Origin of the sequence: Pseudomonas flavocrustae (genome assembly GCF_029872515.1) — a bacterium.
GTDB lineage: Bacteria > Pseudomonadota > Gammaproteobacteria > Pseudomonadales > Pseudomonadaceae > Chryseomonas > Chryseomonas aestiva.
Window position 1 is genome coordinate 21,199 of the sequence record NZ_JAPDIQ010000016.1, and the last position, 18,870, is coordinate 40,068.

The following is an 18,870-nucleotide window of genomic DNA, read 5'->3' on the forward strand; positions in this document are numbered from 1 at the left end:
CGGCCAGCGTTAGCGGTGGCGCATCCCGACGCACATCACTACCCTAGGTTACCGGTCGCGACCGGCGCGTGCGGTCCGGCGTGCCCGTCGAGGCGACCTCTCCGAACCTGCTCGCGCACCCTGTCAGCCGTCCTCCGACCATGCCCCCGAACGCTTCCCGCAATGCCAGTGACATGACCGGCAGCTACCACGAACTCTGGAGTCCGCGGGGTGGCGTGCGGCCGCCCTGGCGCCGCTTCTACGGCCATCTGGCCGGACTGCGACCCGCGCAGCTCGATCAGCGCCAGGCGTTGATCGCCCGGCAGATCCAGGAAAACGGCGTGACCTACAATGTCTATGCCGATCCCAAGGGCAGCGACCGGCCCTGGGCACTGGACCTGCTGCCGCAACTGATCTCGGCGGAGGAGTGGGCGCCCCTGGCGGCGGGCGTGGCGCAGCGGGCGCGTCTGCTGAACCGGGTACTGGGCGATCTCTATGGCGAACAGCGGCTGCTGCACGAGCGGCTGCTGCCGCCGGAGCTGGTGTTCGGCCACAACAACTTCCTCTGGGCCTGCCAGGGAATGCGCCCGCCGGGCGATACCTGGCTGCACGTCTATGCGGTGGATCTGGCGCGCGCGCCCGATGGCCGCTGGTGGGTGCTGGCCGATCGCACCCAGGCGCCCTCCGGCGCCGGCTATGCCCTGGAAAACCGCCACATCGTGGCGCGGGCCTTTCCCGAGTTGCACCGCGATCTGCAGGTCCAGCCACTCAATGGCTACTTCCAGGCCCTGCAGCGCACCCTGAGCACCGGCCTGGACACCGGCGAGGAGGCACCGCTGGCGGTGCTGCTGACGCCGGGACGCTACAACGAGACCTACTTCGAGCACCTCTACCAGGCCCGGCAACTGGGCTTTCCGCTGGTGGAAGGCCAGGACCTCACGGTGCGCGACGCCTGCCTCTATCTGAAGACCCTGAGCGGGCTGAGGCGCGTCCACGCGGTGTTCCGCCGGCTGGACGACGACTTCTGCGATCCGCTGGAATTGCGCACCGATTCGGCGCTGGGCGTACCCGGCCTGCTGGAAGCGGTGCGCCAGGGCAACGTCATCATGGCCAACGCCCTGGGCAGCGGCCTGCTGGAATCGCCCGGTCTGCTGGGCTTTCTGCCCGGCGTCTGCCAGGCGCTGCTGGGCGAGACCCTGGCGCTGCCCTCCGTCGCCACCTGGTGGTGCGGCGAGACGCCGGTGCGGGAAGCGGCCCTGGCGCGGCTGGCGGAGCTGGTGATCAAGCCGGCCTATCCGGCCCAGGGCTTCGAGCCGGTGTTCGGCAAGGCGCTGGATGCCGCGGGACTGGTCGATTTGCGCGCGCGCATCCTGGCCACGCCCCATGCCTATGTGGCCCAGGAGCGCATCCAGCTGTCCCAGGCGCCGGTCTGGCAGGGCGGCAGTCTGCAATCGCGCGCCATCGGCATGCGCGTCTATGCGGTGGCCAGCGAGGACGGCTACTGGGTGATGCCCGGCGGTCTGACCCGGGTCGCCCACGAGGGCGCCGCGGTGGTGTCCATGCAGCGCGGCGGGTCGAGCAAGGACACCTGGGTGCTGGGTGGCAGTCGCGGCGCCGCCGAGGTGCCCGGAGCGCGGGTGCTGGGGGTGCGCGACCTGGTGCGCAAGGACCCCTTCCTGCCCTCGCGTACCGCCGAGAATCTGTTCTGGTACGGTCGCTACAGCGAGCGCTGCGAGGATGCCGCGCGCCTGCTGCGGATCGTCCTGAGTCGCCACCTCGATGCCGATGACGGCGGGCCGGCGGTGCAGTCGGCCATCGATCTGGCCACGGCCCTGGAATTGCTGCCGGCGGGTGGCCGGCTGGCGGAGCAACTGCGCGCGGCCCTGGGGCCGGGTGACTTTCCCAGCGGCCTGGGCGCCAATCTGCAGCGCCTGCATTGGGCCGCGGCCCAGGTGCGTGGCCGGCTGTCGCCGGAGAACTGGCGCGCCATTCGCGAGGTGGAGCGCGAGGCCCATGGTCTGGGCCAGGTCGGCAGCGAGCCGGGCGAGGCGCTGCAGAGTCTCAACCGCCTGGTGATGGCGCTGGCGGCGGTGGCCGGCTTCACCTTCGACGACATGACCCATGACGAGAGCTGGCGCTTCCTGATGATCGGCCGGCGCATCGAGCGGGTGCAATTCCTCGCCGGCAGCCTGGCGCACTTTCTCGAAGGCGGCGCCACCTGGGACGCGGCCGGCCTGGAATGGCTGCTGGAACTGGGCAACAGCATCATCACCTATCGGTCGCGCTACCAGGCGGCGCCCCAGCTGATCCCGGTGCTGGACCTGCTGATGCTGCACGAGCACAACCCCTATTCGATCCGCTTCCAGCTGCATGCGCTGATCAACGCCGTGGAGCACCTGGAACGCTACTACGGCCTGCCCCGCGATCCGGCGCTGCACGATACCTACGATCGCCTGCGCCGCTTCGACCTCGCGACCCTGGAGAACACCCTGTTCGGCGACGCCGGTCGGGTCGAGGTGCAGCAGGGGCTGGCGCGCCTGCTGCGGCAGGTCGCCGAGGCCAGCAGCCAGCTGTCCGAGCGGGTCATCTATCGCTGCTTCGCCCATGTCGACGCCGTCAGCCAGCGCACGGTGTCCATGTGATGAATCAGGTCCGCTATCGCATCCAGCACGACACCCACTATCGCTACGCGACGCCGGTGTCGCTGTCGCAGCAGCTGCTGCACCTGTTGCCGCGCGACTGCGCCTGGCAACGCTGCCTGTCCCGGCAACTGGTGATCCTGCCGCAGCCGACCCAGCGCCAGGACGCCTGGGACGCCTTCGGCAATCCGCTGACGCGATTGTCCTTCGAGCGCCCCCACGACGAACTCTATGTCGGCACCGAGCTGGAAGTGGAGGTGGATTCCCGTGCCGGTCTAAGGCTGGCGGATTCGCCCGCCTGGGAGGAGGTCCGTGACGGCCTGCGCTATCCCGCCGCCCAGGTGTCGCTGGACGTCCATCACTTCCGCTTCGAATCCCCAGCGGTGCCGCTGGACGGCATCTTCGCCCGCTTCGCCGAGGAGTGTTTCCCACCGGGCCGTCCCCTGTTGCTGGGCTGCCGGGCGCTGATGGAAAAGATCCACCGCGAATTCCGCTTCGACGCCACCGCCACCCAGGTGGCGACGCCCCTGCGCGAGGTGCTGGAGCACCGCCATGGCGTCTGCCAGGACTTCGCCCATCTGATGCTGGCCTGCCTGCGTGGCCTGGGGCTGGTGGCGCGCTACGTCAGCGGCTATCTGCTGACCCGGCCGCCACCCGGCAAGCCGCGGCTGATCGGCGCCGATGCCTCCCACGCCTGGGTCAGCGTGCATTGCCCGCTGCAGGGTTGGGTCGACTTCGATCCCACCAACGACGTCCTGCCGGACCTGGAGCACATCACCCTGGCCTGGGGCCGCGACTTCACCGACGTCTCGCCATTGCGCGGGGTGATCCTCGGCGGCGGCGATCACGATCCGGTGGTCGAGGTGACGGTGACGCCGCTGTAGCGTTTTTGACTTGGCAGGAATTCCAGCTAAGGAACACCTAGCTACAGCACGGTAGCGTGGAAAACGGCGCAGCCTTTGCCACTGGGACTGCGTGGCGAGGGGCGCCCTCACCCCAGCCCTTTCCCGCGGGGAGAGGGGGTTGTTCGAGCAGGCGTTCAGCGCTATCTACGAAACGCCTGCTTGCAGCGCCGTAGCGTGGAAAACGGCGCAGCCTTTTCCACTGGGGCCGCGTGGCAAGGGGCGCCCTCACCCCAGCCCTCTCCCGCGGGGAGAGGGGGTTGTTCGAGCAGGCGCTCAGCGCTATCAGGCCGGGCAAGATCGGCATCAGCTATCGCACCGGCTTGTAGAGGCGACGCTGACCGTGGCGATTTTTAAAGTGGCGCCATAGGTGCGGCCGGCGTTGGCTGAGTCGTGGCAACAGGCAACTCGCTGTTGCGTCCCCGCAGAGTCCTTATTGTCTATACAAAATGAGTGTCGCCTTTCCCCGGTGCTGAGCTTCCATTGCGTCACCGTCAGCGTTCTGCTGGCTTCTAAGGCAAGGAGAGGCTTCATGTGCTTGACGATCAATCAACTCTGGATTAAATGTATATACATTAACCGGAGGGGTCATCATGTCCGCCGCTACCCAGTCGCTGCTCTGGCGTCACGTTACCCTGTTCGATGGCCTGCAGACCCTGCCCAAGCCCATGGCGGTCTGGGTCAAGAATGACCAGATTGCCGGTGTCTGGCCGGAGTCCGAGTTTTATTCCGAGCTGGCCCAAGGCGCCGAACTGGCCGGGGAGGGCGGGGTGATGACGCCCGGCCTGGTGGATTGTCATACCCATCTGGTCTATGCCGGTCAGCGTGCCGGAGAATTCGAGCAGCGGTTGGAGGGCGCTAGTTACGCGGAAATCGCCCGCGCCGGTGGCGGCATCCTCGGCACCGTAAGGGCCACCCGTGCAGCCAGCGAGGCGGACCTTTTCGCCCTGAGCCTGCCGCGCCTGCAGGCCTTGGCCAACGAGGGCGTTACCACCGTGGAGATCAAGTCCGGCTATGGCCTGACAGTGGCCGACGAACTCAAGCTGCTGCGGGTCGCCCGCCAGCTAGGCAAGGCGCTGCCGGTCCGGGTGATCACCACGCTGCTGGGCGCCCATGCCGTGCCGCCGGAATTTCAGGGCGATGCCGACGGCTATGTCGAGCTGGTCTGCCAGGAGATGATCCCGGCCGCGGTGGCCGAAGGGCTGGCCGATGCGGTGGACGTCTTCTGCGAGGGGATCGCCTTTTCGCCGGCCCAGTGCGAAAGAGTCTTCCAGGCGGCGCACGCGCACGGTCTGCCGATCAAGGCCCATGCCGAACAGCTGTCCAACCTGGGCGGCAGCGCCCTGGCCGCGCGCCTGGGCGCCTTGTCGGCGGACCATGTTGAGTATCTCGACGAAGCCGGGGTGCGCGCCCTGGCGGCCGCCGGCACCGTCGCCGTGCTGCTGCCCGGCGCCTTCCTGATGCTGGGCGAGACTCAACATCCACCGGTCGAACTGCTGCGTCGCCACGGGGTGCCCATGGCGCTGGCCAGTGACGCCAATCCCGGCACCTCGCCGCTCTATCTGCCTACCCTGATCGCGCACCTGGGCTGCACCCTGTTTCGCCTCACGCCCCGCGAGGCCCTGGCCGGCATGACCGCCCACGCCGCCCAGGCCCTGGGGCGCCCGGAGCTGGGCCGCATCCAGGCGGGCGCCCCGGCGGAGCTCTGCTTGTGGGACGTCGGTCAGCCGGCGGAGCTGGCCTATGAGGTACGTCCGGGCCGCCTGCGTCAGCGCGTCTTCGGCGGCGAGGTGCAGCATGTTCGCTGATCGCCAGGCCCTGGAAACCTGGAGCGGTCGCATCGATCCTGAGCCGGATGCCTTGCGCTGGCATCAATGCATCCAGCCACTCGCCGCGGACAGCGCGCCCGGCGTGGCCCTGCTGGGCTTCGCCTGTGACGAGGGCGTGCGGCGCAACCAGGGTCGCCCCGGCGCTGCCGAGGGTCCTGGCGCCCTGCGGCGTGCCCTGGCCAATGTCGCCTGGCAACGCCAGGGCCCGGCCTATGACGCCGGTGATATCCGCTGCGCCGACGGTGATCTGGACGGCGCCCAGCAGCGCCTGGCCGAGGGTGTGTGCCTCTTGCTGGAGGCCGGTCACCTGCCGCTGGTACTGGGCGGCGGTCATGAGGTGGCCTGGGCCAGTTGGTCGGGCCTGGCGCTGCACCTGGCCAGGACCCTGCCCAAGCCGCGCATCGGCATCGTCAATTTCGACGCCCACCTGGACCTGCGCGACCCGACTCGGGGAGCGACCTCCGGTACGCCCTTCGCCCAGGTCGCCGCGCACTGCGCCCGCCATGACTGGTCCTTCCACTATGCCTGCCTGGGGCTGAGCCTGGCGGCCAATACCCGCACCCTGCTCAGGCGTGCCGCCGAGCTGGACGTGCTGATCCGCGAAGACCATGAGATCCGCGAAGGCAGCCTGGAGCGCATTGGCGCCGAACTGGACGCCTTCGCGGCTCGCTGCGATGCCCTCTATCTGACCTTCGACCTGGATGTGCTGCCCGCCGGCGATGCACCCGGGGTCAGCGCCCCCGCCGCCCATGGCGTGAGCCTCGCGCTGCTGGAACCCCTGATCCGTCGGCTCAAGGCCAGCGGCAAGTTGCGCCTGGCCGATGTGGCCGAACTCAATCCCGCGCTCGACCAGGACGGCCGTACGGCCCGGGTCGCGGCGCGGCTGATCCATACCCTGGCACTGGACCTCTAGGGCCTGCCGCGAACAACAAGAGAGGAAGATTCCATGACCCGCTTTCGTGAAGGTGAGATCCGCGCGCCCCGCGGCACCCAGCTCAATGCCAGAAGCTGGCTGACCGAGGCGCCACTGCGCATGCTGATGAACAATCTCGATCCCGCGGTCGCGGAAAATCCCGAGGAGCTGGTGGTCTACGGTGGCATCGGCCGGGCGGCGCGCGATTGGGAAAGCTACGACCGCATCGTCGCCACCCTCAAGGAACTGGGCGACGACGAGACCCTGCTGGTGCAATCGGGCAAGCCGGTGGGGGTATTCAGGACCCACGCCGACGCGCCGCGGGTGCTGATCGCCAACTCCAACCTGGTACCGCACTGGGCCAGCTGGGAGCACTTCAACGAACTGGATGCCAAGGGCCTGGCCATGTACGGCCAGATGACCGCCGGCAGCTGGATCTACATCGGCAGCCAGGGCATCGTCCAGGGTACCTACGAGACCTTTGTCGAGGCCGGGCGTCAGCATTACCAGGGTGACCTGCGTGGCCGCTGGGTGCTCACCGCCGGTCTCGGCGGCATGGGCGGTGCCCAGCCGCTGGCCGCGACCCTGGCCGGCGCCTGTTCGCTGAACATCGAATGCCAGCAGAGCCGTATCGACTTCCGCCTCAAGACCCGCTATGTGGACGAACAGGCCAGCGACCTGGACGACGCCCTGGCGCGCATCGCCCGGCACACCGCCGCCGGTGCCGCGGTCTCCGTCGCCCTGCTGGGCAACGCCGCCGAGATCCTGCCCGAACTGGTCCGCCGCGGCGTGCGCCCGGATATGGTCACCGACCAGACCAGCGCCCACGACCCCCTCAACGGCTATCTGCCGATCGGCTGGACCTGGGCCGAGTACCGGGATCGTGCAGTCACCGATCCGGCGGGGGTGGTCACGGCCGCCAAGCAGTCCATGGCCGTGCACGTCCAGGCCATGCTCGACTTCCAGAAGCGCGGCGTCCCGACCTTCGACTACGGCAACAACATCCGTCAGATGGCCCAGGAAGCCGGCGTCGCCGATGCCTTCGCCTTCCCGGGCTTTGTCCCGGCCTATATCCGCCCGCTGTTCTGCCGCGGCATCGGCCCCTTCCGCTGGGCCGCGCTGTCGGGCGATCCCGAGGACATCCAGCGCACCGACGCCAAGGTCAAGGAGCTGATCCCCGACGATGCCCACCTGCACCGCTGGCTGGACATGGCCCGCGAGCGCATCGCCTTCCAGGGCTTGCCGGCACGCATCTGCTGGGTCGGCCTGGGCCAGCGGGCCAGGCTGGGCCTGGCCTTCAACGAGATGGTGCGCAGCGGCGAACTCAAGGCGCCCATCGTCATCGGTCGCGACCACCTGGACTCCGGCTCGGTGGCCAGCCCCAACCGCGAGACCGAGGCCATGCAGGACGGCTCCGATGCCGTCTCCGACTGGCCGCTGCTCAATGCCCTGCTCAATACCGCCAGCGGTGCCACCTGGGTCTCGCTGCACCACGGTGGCGGGGTGGGGATGGGCTTCTCCCAGCACTCCGGCATGGTCATCGTCTGCGACGGCAGCGACGCCGCTGCGGCCCGTATCGCCCGGGTCCTGCACAACGACCCGGCCACCGGGGTGATGCGTCACGCCGACGCCGGCTACGACATTGCCATCGACTGTGCCCGCGCGCAGGGCTTGAATCTGCCCATGATCGGCAAAGGAGTCTGATCGATGCACACCCTGATCCTCAAACCTGGCACCCTCGATCTGACCCAGCTGCGCCAGGCCTATCAGCAGCCGCTGCGCGTCGAGCTCGATCCGGCGGCCTATCCGGCCATCGATGCCAGCGTGGCCTGCGTGGAAAACATCCTGGCCGAAGGCCGGACCGCCTATGGCATCAACACCGGCTTCGGCCTGCTGGCCTCGACGCGGATCGCGCCGGCGGATCTGGAAAAGCTGCAGCGCTCCCTGGTGCTGTCCCATGCCGCCGGGGTGGGCGAGGCACTGGACGACGACCTGGTGCGGCTGATCCTGCTGCTCAAGGTCAACAGCCTGGCCCGTGGCTTTTCCGCCATCCGCCGCCAGGTCATCGAAGCCCTGATCGGCCTGATCAATGCCGAGGTCTATCCGCACATTCCGCTCAAGGGTTCGGTAGGGGCCTCCGGTGACCTGGCGCCGCTGGCGCACCTGTCGCTGGTGCTGATCGGCGAGAGCAAGGCGCGCTATCGGGGCCAGTGGCTGCCGGCCCGCGAGGCGCTGGCGGTGGCGGGTCTCGAACCCATAACCCTGGCCGCCAAGGAGGGCCTGGCGCTGCTCAATGGCACCCAGGTGTCCACCGCCTATGCCTTGCGCGGGCTGTTCGAGGGCGAAGACCTGTTCGCCGCGGCCACGGTCTGCGGCGGCCTGAGCGTCGAGGCCATGCTCGGCTCCCGGGCACCCTTCGATGCGCGCATCCATGCCGCGCGGGGCCAGCGCGGCCAGATCGACGTGGCCGCGGCCTATCGCGAGCTGCTCACTGACAGCAGCGAGGTCTCCCGTTCCCATGCCAACTGCGACAAGGTCCAGGATCCCTATTCGCTGCGTTGCCAGCCCCAGGTGATGGGTGCCTGCCTGACCCAGTTGCGCCAGGCCGCCGAGGTCCTGGAGGTGGAAGCCAACGCCGTGTCCGACAACCCCCTGGTATTCGCCGAGGAGGGCGACGTCATCTCCGGTGGCAACTTCCACGCCGAGCCGGTGGCCATGGCCGCCGACAACCTGGCCCTGGCGCTGGCCGAGATCGGTGCCCTGTCGGAGCGGCGCACCTCGCTGATGATGGACCGGCACATGTCCCAGCTGCCGCCCTTCCTGGTGGAGAACGGCGGGATCAATTCCGGCTTCATGATCGCCCAGGTCACCGCCGCGGCCCTGGCCAGCGACAACAAGGCCCTGGCTCATCCGGCCAGCGTCGACAGCCTGCCCACCTCGGCCAACCAGGAAGACCATGTGTCCATGGCGCCCAATGCCGGCAAGCGACTGTGGGCCATGGCCGAGAACGTGCGCGGCATCCTCGCCATCGAGTGGCTGGGCGCCTGCCAGGGCCTGGACTTCCGTCACGGCCTGAAGAGTTCGGAACGCCTGGAAAGAGCGCGCAGCCTGCTACGCGAACAGGTGCCCTACTACCAGGAAGACCGCTTCTTCGCCCCCGACATCGAGGCCGCCAGCGCATTGCTGGCCAGCGGCTGCCTGAACGCGCTGGTCACGCCGCGGCTGCTGCCCAGTCTCTGAGAGGGACGCGGTCCGGCAGCCAGAACGCCGGACCGCGCGTTATCATCGGCGTCCCATTTTCCGGCCTGGAGTTCGCGTGAGCAGCACGACACCCCCGCGCTACAAGGTGATCGAGGACTTCCTGCTCGAACGCATCCAGGGTGGTGCCTACCCGGTGCATCACCAGATTCCCACCGAGGAGCAGCTGGCGCGGGATTTCGCCGTCAGCCGCATGACCGCCAACAAGGCCATCACCCGCCTGGTGCAGCAGGGCTACCTGATGCGCCAGGCGGGGCTCGGCACCTTCGTCATCGAGCGGAAGGCCGAATCCTCGCTGCACGAGGTGATGAACATCGCCGCCGAGGTACGCGCCCGGGGGCATGCGTATTCCAACGAGGTGCTGCGCAGCGAGGCCATCGCCGCCGACGACGAGGTGGCCTTGCGCCTGGGGCTGCGGATCGGCAGCCAGGTGTTCCACAGCATCCTGGTGCATCGCGAGAACGGCCTGCCCATTCAGCTGGAAGATCGTTACGTCAATCCGCGCTGGGTGCCGCACTACCTGGAAAGCGATTTCAGCCGCCAGACCCCCAACGAGGTGCTGGTGGCCAGCTGTCCGATCAGCGATGTGGAGCACATCGTCGAGGCGGTACTGGCCAATGCCCAGACCGCACTCTGGCTGGATATCGCCGAAGGCGCGGCCTGCCTGTCGATGATCCGCCGGACCTGGTCGGACGAACACCTGGTCAGCTATGTGCGGCTGCTGCATCCGGGCGACAGGTACAAGCTGAGTTCGACGACCCGGCATCGCTGAGGGGCGTGGAGTGGGGAGGGGTGTTGGGCTTCGCTGCGCTCAGCCCAACCTACGAGACTGCCCCCTCTCCCTCTGGGAGAGGGTTGGGGTGAGGGTGTTGTGAGTTGGCAGCGGGTGTTGGACTTCGCGGTGCTCAGCCCAACCTACGAGACTGCCCCCTCTCCCTCTGGGAGAGGGTTGGGGTGAGGGTGTTGTGAGTTGGCAGCGGGTGTTGGGCTTCGCGGTGCTCAGCCCAACCTACGAGACTGCCCCCTCTCCCCCTGGGAGAGGGTTGGGGTGAGGGTAGCCCCTGCAGCCAGCGATCAGAGCTTGCCCACCAGCGCCACGGCATCCTGTTTGGCCTGGTCGCGTGAAGCCTGGTCGACCTCGGCACCGAACAGGGTCTTTTCCACCACCACGGTATGCATCCGGTCGATGCCGACCATCTCGCACCAGGTGCGCAGATAGGATTCCTGGTGCTCCTGGCGATCCAGGGCCGCACCGCGGGCGGCGATCACCAGTGCCTGGCGACCGCCGAGCAGGCCATTGAGGCCGCGCTCGTCGAAGGTGAACAGCAGGTCCTTCTGGCTGACCACATCGAAAAGCTGCTTGAGCTTGTAGGGGATGCCGAAATTCCAGCAGGGCACGCCGAACACCAGCACATCCGCGGCCTTGAAGCGCTGTGCCAGCGCCTTGGCCACTGTCCAGGCGTGGGCCTGCTCGGCGCTGAGGGACTCGCCCTGGATGCCGGCGTACTTGGCGTCGAGGATGGGACCGTCGAATTCCGGCAGGTCGCAATGCCAGGCATCGAGGGTATCCACCTCGGCGTCGGGATGTTCGCCCTGCCAGGCCTGGATGAAGGCGGTGGCGACTTCCAGCGAGGCGGAACGATCCTGGCGGGGCGAACCTATCACGTGCAGCAGTCGGGGCATGGGCGGATCCTCGAGGGATGGGGATTGCGATAACTATAAGCGTCTCGCTGGGGAGCGCCAGCCTCGAAGGGGGGTGTGCCGATGGATGGTCTGGGGGGATTCTCGGCCTGACAAACCGTGTTGGGCGGACCCTCACCCCACCCCCTCTCCCAGGGGGAGAGGGGGTGGTCTGGCGCGGGCAGGAGGCTGCATTCCACGCGTTCGGGATGGACCCAGGTGGAAAACGCTGCGCGGTTTTCCACGCTACGGCTGCGATTTGGGACGGACCCTCACCCGGAGGGAGAGGGGGTGGTTTGGTGTGAGCGGGAGCCTGCGTGCGCTGTAGAGTGGACAACGGCGTAGCCTTGTCCACGCGTTCGGCGTCGCACAGGTGGCGAACGCTGCGCGATTTTCCAAGCTACGGCTGGGTGAGGGGAGGCTATGTAGGTTGGGTTGAGCGCAGCGAAGCCCTACAGCTACCCAGCCCACCTCAAGCCGAGCCGGCCTCCGTGCGCAGTGCCGGGCCGCGCAGGCCGAGCAGGGTGTCCAGCAGCAGGAACAGCAGCAGGCTGCCGCCCAGCACCGGCAGGCACAGACCGATCAGCAGGGCCGTCGCCGGCACCAGCAGACGCGGCAGCGGCGACAGCTGGCGCCAGAGGGCGAGCAGCCCGGGTTGCGCCGGATCGCGGCTGGGCCGGCGGCGCCACCAGAGCAGATAGCCCCAGACGGTCATCACCAGCAGGCCGAGGGCGATGGCCGCCAGCACCAGCTGGTTGGCCAGGCCGAACAGCACGCCCATGTGGGCATCGATGCCCCAGCGGGTCAGCTTGGCCGGCAGCGAGTACTGGGCGAAGCGCACCTGATCGATCACCTTGAAGCTGGTCGGGTCGACGGCGACGGCATCCACCCGGGTCGGCCAGCGCCGGTCGATCTCACTGACCGTCCAGGCCTTGTCGGCACTGCGGGCCGGGCGGATCTCCAGCTTGCCGGCGTTGATGCCGGCGGCGCGGGCGCTGGCCAGTACCCGGTCGAAGGTGGCCGGATCCAGAGCCGGCCCCATGGCCATGTGCATGGCGCCATGGTGATCGGCATGCTCGTCATGGGCCATGGTGGGTGCCGGCGCGGTGCCCAGGGCAGTCTTCACGCCTGGCGTGGACCAGCCGTAGTGGGCGCGCAGCACGCCGATGTTGTCGCCGGCGAAGCGCGACCAGGTCAGGCCGGTGGCGGAGAGGAACAGCAGGCCACCCAGCAGCCAGACGCCGGTGCAGGCGTGCAGGCCGCGCAGGCCCCGGGCCGGGCGGCGCTGGCGGCGGCGTGCCAGCCACAGGGTCAGGCCGCCGAGGGCCGCGACCCACAGCCAGGAGGCGGCCAGCTCGCTGTAGAGACGACCGGGCTCGCCCAGCAGCAGGCTGCGGTGGAACTGGTCGATGGTGGTGCGCAGCGGCAGGATGCCGCTGGTGCCATAGACCGCCAGATCGCCGCGGATGGCGCCGGTGACCGGGTCGATGAACAGCGCTCGATGGGTCGACTCGCCCAGCGCCGGATCATTGAACATCACCCGGGTGGTATCGCCCTCGGCAGGGGCCGGGCGCACCGCGCCCAGGGTCAGGGTGGGACCTACCGCGGCCTGGGCGATATGGACCTGCTCGGCCAGCGGCAGGGGCTTGCCACGGCTGGGGGTGTGCAGGGCCTCGGCATAGAGGTGCGCCTCGAGTTGCGGCGTGAGGGCATAGATCAGGCCGCTGGCGGCGGCCACCAGCAGGAAGGGACCGACGAACAGACCGATGAGAAAATGCAGCCGCGCCAGCAGCTGCAGCAGCGGCCCCGGCGTCTTGGCGGCCGGAACGGAGGGGTGCGAAGTCATAGCGTTCACCACGGAGCGACGCGCAGCCAGCGAGAGGCCACGCGCGGGATTACGAAAAAGGAGGACAGCCGTCTTTCGTCGCCGGGGTGTCAGGGGGCCTGGGGATGGAGCGTGGAGCGTCGTGCGCGCGGTGGCGGCGGCAGGGCGCTCTGGTAGCGAGGACGATGAGGATCGCCGGAGCGCAGCAGCCACTGCAGCACGACGGCGGCCAGCGTGGCGAGGAACAGGGTGGCGGCGAAGACGCAATCACCCGTGGGGGAAAGGGTGGTCACGCTGCCGCTCGGCAGGCCCGCATGCATGCCGGCCATGTCACCCTGGGCGGTCTGGGCGTGCAGACCGTGATGGTGCTCGTGTGCCTGGGTAAGGGGCGGCAGGACCGGCAGGGTCAAGCGCGCCAGCATCTGACCGTGGCCCAGGGCGCAGACGAGTCCGTTCAGCAGGATGCAGGCGAGCAGCATCCAGGCGAGCGAGGCGCGCGGTGAACGGACGGTTTTCATGGCGAGGGACTGTATCATCGTCGCGGGCGGCGCACAGCCCGGCCGGCGCGGCCCTGCGCCGAAATGTCGCGCCCCTGCCACTGCCAGAGAGACGCACAGGACCATGAGCGAAGCGCCACCCATTACCCTCGAACGGCTCACCGTGGCAGATGACGAGACGCTGAGTTTTTTGCTGGTGAGCTATCACGAGCTGTTCGGTAGCCGGGTCGAGGCGACGGCCGTACCCCGGGATCTACGGCGCTTCGCCGACCACTATGGCGCGGGTCATGGCTGCCTGCTGATCGCCCGGGACGCCGCCGGAGAGCCCCTCGGCAGCATCGGCTACCGGCCCTACGACCGGCGCTTTGCCCAGCTGGCCTATCCCGGCGAACGGGTGGTGGAGGTGGTGCGGCTGTTCGTGGTGCCCCGGCAGCGGCGCCAGGGCCTGGCGCGGCGGCTGTTCGCGGCGCTGCTGACCCAGGCGCGGCGCGACGCGGTCGAGCGCCTCTATCTGCACACCCATCCCTTCCTGCCCGGGGCCGAGGCCTTCTGGCTGGACCAGGGCTTCCGAGTCGTCGCGCGGGAGACGGCCTTGCCCTGGCAGACCCTTCACCTGGATCGACGCCTGGACGACCCTCAGGCGTCCGCCGGCCCCCGACAGAGCAGATAGGTGTCCATGATCCAGCCGTGTTCTTCGCGCGCGGCGCTGCGCACCCGGTGGATCTCCTCGGCTACCTCCTGCAGCGGACCGGCGATGAGGATCTCGTCCGCCGTACCGACGTAGGCACCCCAGTAGATATGCAGACCGGGCTCGTCCAGGCGGCGATAGGCTTCGTGGGAATCGAGCATCACCACCAGGCTGTCCAGGTGCGCGGGGAAGCGCTCCAGGCGCCGGCCGGGGGTGATCTCCAGGGCCTGGCCGATGCGATTGAGCGGTACCCGGTGGCGTGCGGCCAGGGCCTGGACGCTGGAGATGCCGGGGATCACCTCGTAGTCGAAGTCCAGCCGGCCTTCGCGCCGGATCGCCGCCAGGATGCGCAGGGTGCTGTCGTACAGCGCCGGATCGCCCCAGACCAGGAAGGCGCCGCATTCGTCGTCCGCCAGCTCGTGCTCGATCATCTCCACCATCAGCGCCTGCTTGGCGGCGTTGAGATCGTCCACCGCCTGACGATAGTCGCCTTCGCGGCGGCGCTCGGGGATGGGCGCGGTGACGAACCGATAGTCCGCCTGGCGGATGTGGCGGGCGCAGATGGTTTCACGCAGGTGGATCAGGCTGTCCTTTTCCGTACCCTTGTCGAACAGGAAGAAGGTACTGGCGCGATTGAGGGCGGCGACGGCCTGGAGGGTGAGGTAGTCGGGATCGCCAGCGCCGATGCCGATGACCAGCAGGGTTTTCATGGGGTGGCCTCGAAGGAAAGAGCGGCGCCCAGTGTAACGGGGGATGTCTTCTCCGTAGAGGCTCGGGCAATCGTCATGCTAGTTTCGACCGGTTTGCCTGCTGCCAGGCAGGGATGGACAGGATCAAGGAGGACAGGGGCGTGACGATGACGGCGAGCTGGCGACGGATACCCCGCGGGGTCTGGATTCTGGGTGGGGTGAGCATGTTCATGGATATCTCCTCGGAGATGATCCACAGCCTGCTGCCGCTGTTCCTGGCCACCGGCCTGGGCCTGAGCGTGCTCTATATCGGCATCCTCGAAGGGGTGGCCGAGGCGACCGCGCTCATCACCAAGATCTTTTCCGGCGTCATCAGCGACTACCTGGGCAAGCGCAAGGGCCTGGCGGTGCTGGGCTATGGCCTGGGCGCCTTGAGCAAGCCGCTGTTCGCCCTGGCCAGCGGTGCCGGCCTGGTGTTCGGCGCGCGCTTCATGGATCGCATCGGCAAGGGCATCCGCGGGGCGCCGCGCGACGCCCTGGTGGCCGACGTCACGCCGCCGGAGATCCGCGGCGCCGCCTATGGCCTGCGCCAGTCGCTGGACACCTTCGGCGCCTTTCTCGGTCCGCTGCTGGCGGTGGGGCTGATGCTGCTCTGGGCCAACGATTTCCGCGCGGTGTTCTGGGTGGCGGTGATCCCGGCCTTTATCGCCGTGGCCCTGCTGTATTTCGGGCTGGACGAGCCCCAGGCGGCCATCGTCCAGGCACGCACCAATCCGCTCACTCGCAGTCAGCTGCGCAAGCTGCCGGCGGCCTTCTGGCAGGTGGCGCTGCTCGGCGGCGTCTTCACCCTGGCGCGCTTCAGCGAGGCCTTCCTGGTGCTCAAGGCCGAGCAGGTGGGCGTGCCCCTGGCGCTGGTGCCGCTGGTGATGGTGGGCATGCAGCTGGTGTTCTCGCTGTCGGCCTATCCGCTGGGGGCGCTGTCCGACCGGGTCAGCCATCGCACGCTGCTGGCCTGGGGCCTAGTGCTGCTGATCCTGGCCGACCTGGCCCTGGCCTTCAGCAGCGGCTGGACCGGTCTGGCGCTGGGCATCGTGCTCTGGGGCCTGCACATGGGCATGACCCAGGGGCTGCTCGCCGCCATGGTCGCCCGCACCGCCCCGGCCGAATTGCGCGGTACCGCCTTCGGCCTGTTCAACTTGGTCAGCGGTGTCGCCCTGCTGCTGGCCAGCAGCATTGCTGGCGCGCTCTGGCACTTCCTCGGCTCCGCCGCCACCTTCCAGTTCGGTGCCCTGGCGGCGACGTTGACGCTGCTGGTGCTGGCGGCCTGCCGCCGCAGCGTGGCACCGCTGGCAGGCTAGTCGAACAGGGGCCGCAGATAGGGCGCCGTGGGGCTGGCGGGATCGTCCGCCACCGCGCGGGGCGTGCCGCAGGCGACGATGCGGCCACCGGCCGTGCCGGCGCCGGGGCCGATGTCGATCAGCCAGTCGCTGCCGGCCACCACCTGCAGGTTGTGCTCCACCAGCACCACCGTGTTGCCTTCGTCGGCCAGGCCGTGCAGCTGGCGCATCAGGCGCTCCACGTCGGCCGGGTGCAGACCGGTAGTGGGTTCGTCCAGCACATAGAGGGTGGTGCCTCGGCTGGTGCGCTGCAGTTCGGTGGCCAGCTTGATGCGCTGAGCCTCGCCGCCGGAGAGTTCGGTGGCCGGCTGGCCCAGGCGCAGATAGCCCAGGCCGATGTCGGCCAGCACCCGCAGCGCGCGCGCCACCGGGGCTTCCTCGGCGAAGAAGGCCAGGGCCTCGTCCACCGTCAGGCCGAGCACCTCGGCGATGGTCTTGCCCTGCCAGCGCACCTCCAGGGTCTCGGGGTTGTAGCGCGCGCCCTGGCAGGTGGGGCAGGCGGCATAGACGCTGGGCATGAACAGCAGTTCGACGCTGACGAAGCCCTCGCCCTCGCAGGTCGGGCAGCGGCCCTTGGCGACGTTGAAGGAAAAGCGTCCGGCGTCGAAGCCGCGTTCCTGGGCCTCTGGGGTGGCGGCGAACAGCTTGCGCACCCCGTCGAATAGCCCGGTGTAGGTGGCGAGGTTCGAACGCGGCGTGCGGCCGATGGGCTTCTGGTCCACTGGCACCAGCCGGCGAATGCCGCCGAGGCCACCGACCACCTGCCCGGTGGTGGCGGGCAGGGCATCGCCGTCCAGTTCCGGGGCTTCGTCGCCATCTTCGGCGGCGCGCTGGCCCAGGTCGGCGCCCACCAGTTCCAGCAGCGCCTGGCTGACCAGGCTGGATTTGCCCGAACCGGAGACGCCGGTCACCGCCGTCAGGCAGCCCAGCGGAAAGGCGGCGTCCAGACCCTGCAGGTTGTTGCGGGTGACCCCGGCCAGCCGCAGCCAGCCCTGGGGCTCGCGGGGCGGCCGGGTCTCGCGTTGCGGCGCGGCGAACAGATAGCGCGCCGTCACCGACTCCTCGACCTCGGCCAGACCGGCGGGCGGGCCGCTGTAGAGTACCCGGCCACCGCCTTCGCCGGCCGCGGGACCGACATCCACCAGCCAGTCGGCACGCTTCATGGTGGCCAGGTCGTGCTCCACCACGAACAGCGAATTGCCCTGGGCCTTGAGGCCGTCGAGGGCTTCCAGCAGCGCCTCGCCATCGGCCGGATGCAGACCGGCGGAGGGTTCGTCCAGCACATAGACCACCCCGAACAACTGGGACACCAGCTGGGTCGCCAGGCGCAACCGCTGCAATTCGCCGGAGGAGAGGGTGGTGGTGCTACGCTCCAGTGCCAGGTAACCGAGGCCGAGGCGAGTCAGGGTCTGCAGCCGTTCCAGCAATTCGGTGGCCATGCGTTGGGCGGCCAGGCGCTTTTCCGGGGAAAGATCGGGGGTACGGCGCACGTCCGGGGCACTGGCGTGATCGCTGCCGCCGGCGGCCTTGCGCCGGGCGCGATCCTGCTTACCGGCCTTGGCGTCCAGCACGCGGGCATCCTTCGCCTCGTCGAAATCGCCGGCAGCGACCCGGCGCAGCAGCACGGTGAGGTCGTCCAGCGGTAGCCGCGACAACTCGCCGATGTCCAGGCCGGCGAAGGTCACCGAGAGCGCCGCCCGGGTCAGCCGCTTGCCGTGGCACAGCGGGCAGGTCTGGCCGATCATGAAGCGCGCCGCGCGCTGCTTCATCTTGGCGCTCTGGGAGTTGGCGAAGGTGTGCAGCACATGGCGCCGCGCCCCGGTGTAGGTGCCCTGATAGCTGGGCTCGGCCTTGCGCTTGAGCGCGGCGCGGGTCTGCTCGGGGGTGAGGCCGGCATAGACCGGCACCGTGGGCTGCTCCTCGGTGAAGAGGATCCAGTCGCGCTGCTGTTGCGGCAGGTCGCGCCAGGGCGTGTCGACGTCATAGCCCAGGGTGACCAGGATATCGCGCAGATTCTGCCCGCCCCAGGCGGTGGGCCAGGCGGCGATGGCGCGCTGGCGGATGGTCAGCGAGGGGTCCGGCACCATGGAGGCCTCGGTCACCTCGTAGACCCGGCCCAGGCCGTGGCACTCCGGGCAGGCACCCTGGGGCGTGTTGGGCGAGAAGTCCTCGGCATAGAGCATCGGCTGGTCGGCGGGGTAGCGCCCGGCGCGGGAGTAGAGCATGCGCACCAGGCTGGACAGCCCGGTCACGCTGCCCATGGACGAGCGACTGCTGGGCTGGCCACGCTGCTGCTGCAGGGCCACCGCCGGTGGCAGGCCTTCGATGGCCTCCACCTGGGGCACCCCGACCTGGTCGATCAGCCGCCGCGCATAGGGCGCCACGGATTCGAAATAGCGCCGCTGGGCCTCGGCATAGAGGGTGCCGAAGGCCAGCGACGACTTGCCCGAGCCCGACACCCCGGTAAAGACCACCAGGGCATCGCGGGGGATGTCCACATCGACGTTCTTCAGATTGTGCTCGCGGGCACCGCGGACGGAGACGAAACCGGGACGGGGGGAGGAGGGCATGACG

At 69.0% G+C, this 18,870-nt stretch carries 15 protein-coding genes; 9 read left to right on the top strand and 6 right to left on the bottom strand.

Going from position 1 to position 18,870, the window contains the following annotated elements:
• Positions 1-140 precede the first annotated feature (140 nt).
• From OMP44_RS23625 to hutC, 7 genes are all read left to right on the top strand, one after another.
• Positions 141-2,621: a circularly permuted type 2 ATP-grasp protein gene (locus tag OMP44_RS23625; protein WP_280311468.1), complete on the top strand. Its 2,481-nt coding sequence runs from the start codon at positions 141-143 to the stop codon at positions 2,619-2,621.
• On the top strand, positions 2,621-3,502 hold the full coding sequence (locus OMP44_RS23630) for a transglutaminase family protein (RefSeq protein WP_280311469.1): 882 nt from the start codon (positions 2,621-2,623) through the stop codon (positions 3,500-3,502). The genes OMP44_RS23625 and OMP44_RS23630 overlap by 1 nt, the downstream gene beginning before the upstream one ends.
• Positions 3,503-4,113: 611 nt before the next feature.
• On the top strand, positions 4,114-5,328 hold the full coding sequence (gene hutI / locus OMP44_RS23635) for an imidazolonepropionase (RefSeq protein ID WP_280311470.1): 1,215 nt from the start codon (positions 4,114-4,116) through the stop codon (positions 5,326-5,328).
• Complete coding sequence (gene hutG, locus OMP44_RS23640) at positions 5,318-6,262, top strand: formimidoylglutamase (protein WP_280311471.1); 945 nt, start codon at positions 5,318-5,320, stop codon at positions 6,260-6,262. Before hutI ends, hutG begins: the two co-directional genes overlap by 11 nt.
• 33 nt (positions 6,263-6,295) lie before the next feature.
• Positions 6,296-7,966: a urocanate hydratase gene (gene hutU / locus OMP44_RS23645; RefSeq protein ID WP_280311472.1), complete on the top strand. Its 1,671-nt coding sequence runs from the start codon at positions 6,296-6,298 to the stop codon at positions 7,964-7,966.
• Positions 7,967-7,969: 3 nt separating this feature from the next.
• Positions 7,970-9,502 (top strand): histidine ammonia-lyase, encoded by a 1,533-nt coding sequence (gene hutH / locus OMP44_RS23650; RefSeq protein WP_280311473.1) that lies wholly within the window; start codon positions 7,970-7,972, stop codon positions 9,500-9,502.
• 76 nt (positions 9,503-9,578) lie between these two features.
• A complete protein-coding gene (gene hutC, locus OMP44_RS23655) occupies positions 9,579-10,292 on the top strand; it encodes a histidine utilization transcriptional repressor HutC (protein WP_133859773.1) in 714 nt (237 codons plus the stop codon).
• A 302-nt stretch (positions 10,293-10,594) separates the two neighbouring features.
• On the opposite strand, the gene OMP44_RS23660 is transcribed toward hutC, so the two are convergent.
• From OMP44_RS23660 to OMP44_RS23670, 3 genes are all read right to left on the bottom strand, one after another.
• Positions 10,595-11,203 (bottom strand): FMN-dependent NADH-azoreductase, encoded by a 609-nt coding sequence (locus OMP44_RS23660; RefSeq protein WP_187978730.1) that lies wholly within the window; start codon positions 11,201-11,203, stop codon positions 10,595-10,597.
• 469 nt (positions 11,204-11,672) lie between these two features.
• Complete coding sequence (locus tag OMP44_RS23665) at positions 11,673-13,046, bottom strand: PepSY-associated TM helix domain-containing protein (RefSeq protein WP_280311474.1); 1,374 nt, start codon at positions 13,044-13,046, stop codon at positions 11,673-11,675.
• A gap of 89 nt (positions 13,047-13,135) precedes the next feature.
• A complete protein-coding gene (locus tag OMP44_RS23670; protein WP_280311475.1) occupies positions 13,136-13,543 on the bottom strand; it encodes a hypothetical protein in 408 nt (135 codons plus the stop codon).
• 103 nt (positions 13,544-13,646) lie between these two features.
• Here OMP44_RS23670 and OMP44_RS23675 point away from each other — a divergent pair, with 103 nt between their 5' ends.
• Positions 13,647-14,192, top strand: a complete 546-nt coding sequence (locus OMP44_RS23675; protein ID WP_280311476.1) for a GNAT family N-acetyltransferase — start codon at positions 13,647-13,649, stop codon at positions 14,190-14,192.
• On the opposite strand, the gene cobF is transcribed toward OMP44_RS23675, so the two are convergent.
• Complete coding sequence (gene cobF, locus OMP44_RS23680; protein ID WP_273862621.1) at positions 14,159-14,920, bottom strand: precorrin-6A synthase (deacetylating); 762 nt, start codon at positions 14,918-14,920, stop codon at positions 14,159-14,161. The genes OMP44_RS23675 and cobF overlap by 34 nt on opposite strands.
• Positions 14,921-14,993: 73 nt before the next feature.
• On the bottom strand, positions 14,994-15,131 hold the full coding sequence (locus OMP44_RS23685) for a hypothetical protein (protein WP_263259209.1): 138 nt from the start codon (positions 15,129-15,131) through the stop codon (positions 14,994-14,996).
• Between OMP44_RS23685 and OMP44_RS23690 the strand changes: the two genes are divergently transcribed.
• Positions 15,124-16,257, top strand: coding sequence for an MFS transporter (locus OMP44_RS23690; RefSeq protein ID WP_280311487.1), 1,134 nt, complete (start codon positions 15,124-15,126; stop codon positions 16,255-16,257). The two genes, OMP44_RS23685 and OMP44_RS23690, sit on opposite strands and share 8 nt — an antisense overlap.
• Here the strand turns inward: OMP44_RS23690 and OMP44_RS23695 are convergent.
• Positions 16,254-18,866: an excinuclease ABC subunit UvrA gene (locus OMP44_RS23695; RefSeq protein ID WP_280311477.1), complete on the bottom strand. Its 2,613-nt coding sequence runs from the start codon at positions 18,864-18,866 to the stop codon at positions 16,254-16,256. The genes OMP44_RS23690 and OMP44_RS23695 overlap by 4 nt on opposite strands.
• Between the last annotated feature and the right edge of the window lie 4 nt (positions 18,867-18,870).

Bases quoted from the DNA above. Each gene is read 5' to 3' on its own strand.
- OMP44_RS23625 (WP_280311468.1), top strand. From the start codon at position 141: ATGCCCCCGAACGCTTCCCGCAATGCCAGTGACATGACCGGCAGCTAC.
- OMP44_RS23630 (WP_280311469.1), top strand. From the start codon at position 2,621: ATGAATCAGGTCCGCTATCGCATCCAGCACGACACCCACTATCGCTAC.
- hutI (WP_280311470.1), top strand. From the start codon at position 4,114: ATGTCCGCCGCTACCCAGTCGCTGCTCTGGCGTCACGTTACCCTGTTC.
- hutG (WP_280311471.1), top strand. From the start codon at position 5,318: ATGTTCGCTGATCGCCAGGCCCTGGAAACCTGGAGCGGTCGCATCGAT.
- hutU (WP_280311472.1), top strand. From the start codon at position 6,296: ATGACCCGCTTTCGTGAAGGTGAGATCCGCGCGCCCCGCGGCACCCAG.
- hutH (WP_280311473.1), top strand. From the start codon at position 7,970: ATGCACACCCTGATCCTCAAACCTGGCACCCTCGATCTGACCCAGCTG.
- OMP44_RS23660 (WP_187978730.1), bottom strand. From the start codon at position 11,203: ATGCCCCGACTGCTGCACGTGATAGGTTCGCCCCGCCAGGATCGTTCC.
- OMP44_RS23665 (WP_280311474.1), bottom strand. From the start codon at position 13,046: ATGACTTCGCACCCCTCCGTTCCGGCCGCCAAGACGCCGGGGCCGCTG.
- OMP44_RS23670 (WP_280311475.1), bottom strand. From the start codon at position 13,543: ATGAAAACCGTCCGTTCACCGCGCGCCTCGCTCGCCTGGATGCTGCTC.
- OMP44_RS23675 (WP_280311476.1), top strand. From the start codon at position 13,647: ATGAGCGAAGCGCCACCCATTACCCTCGAACGGCTCACCGTGGCAGAT.
- cobF (WP_273862621.1), bottom strand. From the start codon at position 14,920: ATGAAAACCCTGCTGGTCATCGGCATCGGCGCTGGCGATCCCGACTAC.
- OMP44_RS23690 (WP_280311487.1), top strand. From the start codon at position 15,124: ATGTTCATGGATATCTCCTCGGAGATGATCCACAGCCTGCTGCCGCTG.
- OMP44_RS23685 (WP_263259209.1), bottom strand. From the start codon at position 15,131: ATGAACATGCTCACCCCACCCAGAATCCAGACCCCGCGGGGTATCCGT.
- OMP44_RS23695 (WP_280311477.1), bottom strand. From the start codon at position 18,866: ATGCCCTCCTCCCCCCGTCCCGGTTTCGTCTCCGTCCGCGGTGCCCGC.